The 6,189-nt window shown below is 67.7% G+C and carries 4 protein-coding genes; 1 reads left to right on the top strand and 3 read right to left on the bottom strand.

The features are described 5' to 3' along the window. Nucleotides 1-121 precede the first annotated feature (121 nt). Nucleotides 122-2,488, bottom strand: a complete 2,367-nt coding sequence (locus ACWEO7_RS37595; protein WP_452430399.1) for a penicillin-binding protein — start codon at nucleotides 2,486-2,488, stop codon at nucleotides 122-124. Between the two features lie 367 nt (nucleotides 2,489-2,855). On the opposite strand from ACWEO7_RS37595, the gene ACWEO7_RS37590 reads away from it, so the two are divergent. Then, nucleotides 2,856-3,179 (top strand): WhiB family transcriptional regulator, encoded by a 324-nt coding sequence (locus ACWEO7_RS37590; RefSeq protein WP_014981178.1) that lies wholly within the window; start codon nucleotides 2,856-2,858, stop codon nucleotides 3,177-3,179. A gap of 95 nt (nucleotides 3,180-3,274) precedes the next feature. On the opposite strand, the gene ACWEO7_RS37585 is transcribed toward ACWEO7_RS37590, so the two are convergent. Further along, nucleotides 3,275-4,414, bottom strand: a complete 1,140-nt coding sequence (locus tag ACWEO7_RS37585; RefSeq protein ID WP_452430397.1) for an ArsA family ATPase — start codon at nucleotides 4,412-4,414, stop codon at nucleotides 3,275-3,277. After that, nucleotides 4,411-5,406 carry an ArsA-related P-loop ATPase gene (locus tag ACWEO7_RS37580; protein WP_450024049.1) on the bottom strand — a complete coding sequence of 332 codons (996 nt, stop codon included), beginning with the start codon at nucleotides 5,404-5,406 and terminating at the stop codon, nucleotides 4,411-4,413. The genes ACWEO7_RS37585 and ACWEO7_RS37580 overlap by 4 nt, the downstream gene beginning before the upstream one ends. Nucleotides 5,407-6,189 lie beyond the last annotated feature (783 nt).

Raw genomic sequence — 6,189 nt, 5'->3', positions numbered from 1 at the left:
ACTTCTTACGTCCCTGCGGAGTTCGATCCGCCCGGATCTCGAAATCCACAACACCCCTCGAGCTGAGGTGTTGCAACGACTCCTAGAACCCGCGGTGTGGTTCGCGGCCCCTTTCGCGTGCTCAGCGCGGGATCGGGATGGGGATGGGGATCGGTGGCAGCCGCGGCACGGGCAGCCCCGGGATTCCCGGCGGCGGTGCGGGCGGCCCCGGCGGCGGCGCGGCCCGGACGGTGCCGTCGCTGATGTACAGCGTGATCACCGAGCCGGGGATCGCCGACCCGTTGGGCGCGGTGCCCATGACGGTGCCCTTGGGCCGATCACCGGCCCCGGTCACCGGCGACACCTGGAAGCCCGCGGCGACCAGCGCCGAGGTGGCCTCGCCCTGGGTCATGCCGACGACATCGGGTACCTGCGCGTTGTTCGCGCCGCGCACGTACTTGTTGTCCAACGGGGGCAACACGGGCGGCGGAAACAGCGGTATCACCGGTTTGATCGCGTTGAACCAGGTGCGCGCGGGTTCGTTACCACCGAACAGGTTGCCGTCGCCGCAGTTGCGCAGCGGGAAGGAGCAGATCTCACCCGGGGTCGGGCTGTCACCGTAGGCGTAGACCGCGGCGGCCAGAGCGTTCGTGAAGCCGAGGAAGGCCGAGGAACGGTGGCTTTCAGTGGTACCGGTCTTGCCCGACATCGGGAAGTTCCAGCCCACCGACTGGGCCGCGCCCGCCGCCGTGCCGGAGATGTCGTCCTTGCTCATGGCGTTGGCCAGGGTGTTGGCCAGGCCGGGCTCGACGACCTGCTCACAGGCCTGCTGGGTCAGCGGCACCTGCTTGCCCTGACGGTCGACGACCTCCTTGATCGGGTTCGGCGGGCACCAGCGGCCGCCGGACCCCAGCGTCGCGGCGACGTTGGACAGCTCCAGCGGATTGATCGCGACCGGTCCCAGGGTGAACGAGCCGAGGTTCTGTTCCTTGATCATGTCGGCCAGGCTCTGGTTGCCGTGGCCGGAGGTGCCCGCTTCGGTGAACGAGCGCATGCCGAGCCGGACCGCCATGTCGACGGTCGGGGTGACGCCCACGGCCTGGATCAGCTTGACGAACGCGGTGTTCGGCGACGTCGCCAGCGCTTCGGTCACCGACATGGGCGACTTGTACTTGCCCGCGTTCTCGACGCAGTACGTGGCGGCCGGGCACCCGCGTGCGCCGCCGTTACCCATGCCCTTGGCCTCGAACCGCCCCGGCACGTCGAGCTGGGCGTCGATGCCGAGACCCTTCTCCATGGCCGCCGCGGTGGTGAAGATCTTGAAGATCGAGCCCGCGCCGTCGCCGACCATGGAGTACGGCTGCGGCTGCACGGTCTCGTTCGCGTCCCGGTTCAGGCCGTAGGTGCGGCTGCTGGCCATCGCGATCACCGGGTGCGTGTCGTGCCCTGGGCCGACCACCGACATGACTTCCGCGATGTTGTCCAGGTTCGGGTTCGCCGCGTCGGTCACCGATCGTTTCACCGAGTCCTGCACGGCCGGATCGAGGGTGGTCTTGATCAGGTAGCCGCCCTTCTCGATCTGTTCGCGGCTGATCCCGGCGTTGGCCAGGTACTCCAGCGCGTAGTCGCAGAAGAAGCCGCGGTCGTTGGCCGCGATGCAGCCGCGCGGCAGGCCCTTGGGTTCGGGCAGCACGCCCAACGGCTTGGTCTTCGCCTCGCGGAACTCCTCGGCGCGGCTGGGGATGTTCTGGATCATGGTGTCCAGCACCGTGTTGCGCCTGGCCAGCACGCCGTCCGGGTTGGTGTAGGGGTTCAGTTTGGACGAACTCTGCACCATGCCGGCGAGCATCGCGGCCTGGGAGACGTTCAGTTCGGCCGCGTCCACGCCGAAGTAGGTCTTCGCGGCATCCTGGATGCCGTAGGACGAGTTGCCGAACGGGACGAGGTTCAGGTACCTGGTGAGGATCTCGTCCTTGGTCAGCTGACGGTCCAGCGTCAGCGCCATCCGGATCTCCCGGATCTTGCGGGCCGGAGTGGTCTCGATGGCGGCGCGGCGCTCGGCGTCGGTCTTGGCGACCACCAGCAGCTGGAAGTTCTTCACGTACTGCTGGTCCAGCGTCGAGGCGCCCTGCTGGACCTCACCGCTGGCGGAGTTGGTGAGGAACGCGCGTAGCGTCCCCTGCCAGTCGACGCCCTCGTGGTCGGCGAAGCGGCGGTCCTCGATGGACACGATCGCCAGTTTCATGTCGTTGGAGATCCGGTCGCTGGGCACCTCGAAGCGGCGCTGCTCATACAGCCAGGCGATCGGATTGCCCGCCGCGTCGACCATGGTCGAGACCGCGGGCACCGTTCCCTCGACCAGCTCCGAGGAGACGTTGTCGACAGCGTCGGCGGCACGGTTGGAGACGAACCCGAAGCCGCCGGCGAGCGGGAACAACAACCCGGCGACGAGCACGGAGGCCAGCACGCAGCTACCGGCCAGCCGCGCGAGCGTATGTGTGATCGGCACGAATCAAGACTACGGGTTGCCATTCCGGCGTTCTTGGCGGCATTTGTCCGGAGCGCGGAACTGGTTGTTCACGAACCGGAATGGGCGTGTCGCGTGATCGTGTGCGGCGTGTCGCGGGAGGGCCCGCACGCAATCTGCCTGCCCGTCCAGTGCGCGCCGGGCTTTGCAGGGACGGACGTACCAAAAAATCTCGAGGTGGTCTTGCGCAAGCGCCATACCTTTACCTAGATTGAGAACCCAGTGTGATAGAGCTAACACTCAAAGTGGAATGTGGTGCACTTCGCAGCGGGGTTTGGGTGCTGCGCGGTGACAACGCGATTCTGGAGCGCCGTTGACCCGGTGTTCGGACTGCAAAGGGGCACACCAAATGCACATGACAACCCCCATCGCTCGATTGGACGTGGAGCAGGCCGAAGCAAGGATCGCCTGGGTAGCCCAGGCCCGATGCAAGGAAGTGGACCCCGATCAGTTGTTCGTCCGCGGCGCGGCGCAGCGCAAAGCGGCGACGATCTGCAGGCACTGTCCAGTGCTCATGCAGTGTGGTGCCGACGCGCTGGACAATCGCGTCGAGTTCGGTGTGTGGGGCGGCATGACGGAACGGCAGCGTCGCGCCCTGTTGAAGCAGCATCCGGAAGTGACCTCGTGGGCCGATTTCTTCCAGGCCCAGCGCCAGCATCAAGTGGCGATGTAGCCCCGGCGAAATCGAAACAGAGCCCGCGGAAGCGGGCTCAGTTTCGTTTCAGGACTGTTATTTCCGTTCGGAGCAATAGCGGATACGCCTAAGTATCAGGTGGTCGCGCGGGCCGTGCCGGTGAGCTGATCGCCGACGACGCGCAGCGCGTCGAGATCGGACACCTCGAACGGAAGCGCGGTGACCGACACGATCGGCACCCGCGGATGCGCGCCGGTGAAGCGGTGCAGCAAATGCTGTTCCCGTTTGTCGGTGGCGACCCGGCGGGCGTGCACCCGCAACACCGCCGCGGTGAGCGGATCGGAGTCCGCCACCTGGTCGGCGGCGGTGAGCGCGTGATCGGCCGACAGCGAGCTCAGCACGGGATGGGTGCGGTTGAGCACCAGACCCGCCAGTGGCATGCGCTCGGTGGAGAGGCGGTCGACGAAGAACGAGGCCTCCCGCAGCGCGTCCGGTTCCGGCGCCGCCACCACGAGGAAATGCGTGCCCGGCTTCGACAGCATCGCGAAGGTGCGCTCGGCCCGCTCCTGGAAGCCGCCGAACAACGACTCCAAGGATTGCAGGAAGTTCGACGCGTCCTTGAGCATCTGCCCTCCGACGACGGTCGACACGCCGCGCACCGCCAGGCTCATCGCGCCGGTCACGAACCGGGTCACGCCACGGCCAGGCGCCATGATCACCCGGATCATCCGGCCGTTGAGGAAGTTGCCCAGTCGCTTGGGGGCGTCCAGGAAGTCGAGGGCGTTGCGCGACGGCGGGGTGTCGACCACGATCAGGTCCCACTCGCCGCGATGGGCCAGTTGACCCAGCTTCTCCATCGCCATGTATTCCTGTGTGCCGCCGAAGGAGGAGGCGACGGTCTGATAGAAGGGGTTGGCGAAGATCTGCTCCGCTTTCTCTCCGCTGGTGTGCTCGAGCACCATGTCGTCGAACGTGCGACGCATGTTGAGCATCATCGCGTGCAGCTCGCCCTTGGCCTCCGGCCCCAGGGCCACCCGCTGCGGGTTGTTGCCGAGGTCGGCGACGCCCAGTGATTGCGCCAGCCTGCGCGCGGGGTCGATGGTGAGCACCACGACCTTGCGCCCCTCTTCGGCGGCGCGCAGCGCGATGGCGGCGGCGGTGGTCGTCTTGCCGACGCCGCCGGAGCCGCAGCAGACCACCACGCGCGCGGACGGGTCGGCGATGATCCGCGAAATATCGAGCGGGGCAGCCGGGGGATGGGTCGGCATGCTCATCGGACTCCCTGTGCGGTGAGGTGTTCGGCTAGTTCGTACAGGCCGCCCAGGTCCATTCCGTCGGGCAGGGCGGGCAAGTAGAGCCGGGAGATGTCGACCTTCGCCAGTTCTTCGGCGCTGTCGTCCTGTGCTTGCAGAGTCGCGGAGTGCTCGATCGTTTCGGTGAGCAGCCCCTGGAAGTCGCTGTCGGGGAGGCTGATCCCCGCGGAGGCCAGGCCCGCGCGGACGGCGTCGGCGTCCAGGTCGCCCTGAGCGGCGCGGGCGCGCAGCTCGGGCGGGAGCTGGCCCTCGGTCGCCCGGTTCACGATGACGGTGCCGATGCGCAGGTCCGCGGCGGTGAGCTCGGCGACGGCGTCGGCGGTTTCCTGCACCGGCAGCGCCTCCAGCAGCGTGACCAGGTGGATCATGGTCTGGTCGGAATGCAGCAACTGCGAGACGCCCTCGGCCTGCGAGGCGATCGGCCCGCCCTTGGCCACCTCGGCCATCGCCTTGGTGACGTCGAGGAAGCCGGCGATCCGGCCGGTGGGCGGTGCGTCGACCACGATCTCGTCGTAGACCCGCTTGCCGGACTTGTCCACGCGAACCGCGCACTCCTTGATCTTGCCGGTCAGGATGACGTCGCGCAGACCGGGCGCGATCGTGGTGACGAACTCGATGGCGCCCATCCTGCGCATCGCGCGGCCCGCGAAGCCGAGGTTGTAGAACATGTCCAGGTACTCGAGGAAGGCGTGCTCGATGTCCAGCGCCAGCGCGACCACCTCGCCGCCGCCGTCCGCGGTGGCGATGCGTGTCTCGGTCGGCGGCAGCGGCGGCAGATCGAACAGCTGCGCGATCGATTGTCTGCTCTCCACCTCCACCAACAGCACCCGGCGCCCGCCCGCGGCGAGCGCCAAGGCCAGCGCCCCGGCAACCGTCGACTTGCCCGTGCCTCCCTTGCCGGAGACGAAGTGCAAGCGGGCCTGTTCAGCGCGCTTCGGCCACCGTGCGCCCACTTCCGGCTCCTCCGAAAGCGGCACTGCTGTTGGTACTCCCACGATCGCGAGCCTATAACTGGTTCGCCGCCGCGGGGCACGGGCCGTACCAGACGGGCTGATCCAATAGCGGTTCCCAGCCCTGCCCCCGCCACCGCCACAGGTTGCGGGCACACTCCGCGAGCCGCCGATAACCACACGAAATCAGTCGCCGAACCAGCGGATCCACCGTGACGACACAGGCGCCGGTTGCGGGCGATCGTGCCGACCCCACCGAGCCGGGTGAGACGGACCACTCATTCCCGGTACGCATCGGACCGCCCGGCCGCAGTGCCCGTGGCGAGGTCGAAAATCGCTCCAGCCAAGCAATAGAACCACCGCGAATCCGTGTAATGTGACTCCGCTCCCCATGCGCCGAGCGCACCGCAAGCACAGGTTTCGAGCAAAGGGAAAACGAAACTGTCCCGTAGTCGGCATACGTTCCGATTGCGCCACGCCGGGTGAGACAGATCGCTCCTTCGCGGTGCGCCTCGGACCCACGCGGCCGCCGCGCCCGTGGCGAGGTCGAGTAGTGCCCCCCAAACCAAACCACTGCGAAACCACGGGGGACCGCAACCTCGAATCCGGGTTGATTGCAACCGCCAACCGGTGTAGCGCGGCTCCGCTCTCCACGCGCCCAGCACACCGCAACCACGTCTTTCGAGCGAAGCGAGACCGAGCCTGTTCCGTTCGCGGCCCGGCTCGCGTTTGCGCGGCCGCCGCGTCCGCGACGAAGTCGCCAGCGGCGGTCGCGCAAACGCGAGC

It is taken from the genome of Nocardia sp. NPDC004260 (assembly GCF_053603155.1).
The sequence above is the reverse complement of the archived record's forward strand: the minus strand, read 5'-3'. Positions and strand labels throughout refer to the sequence as shown.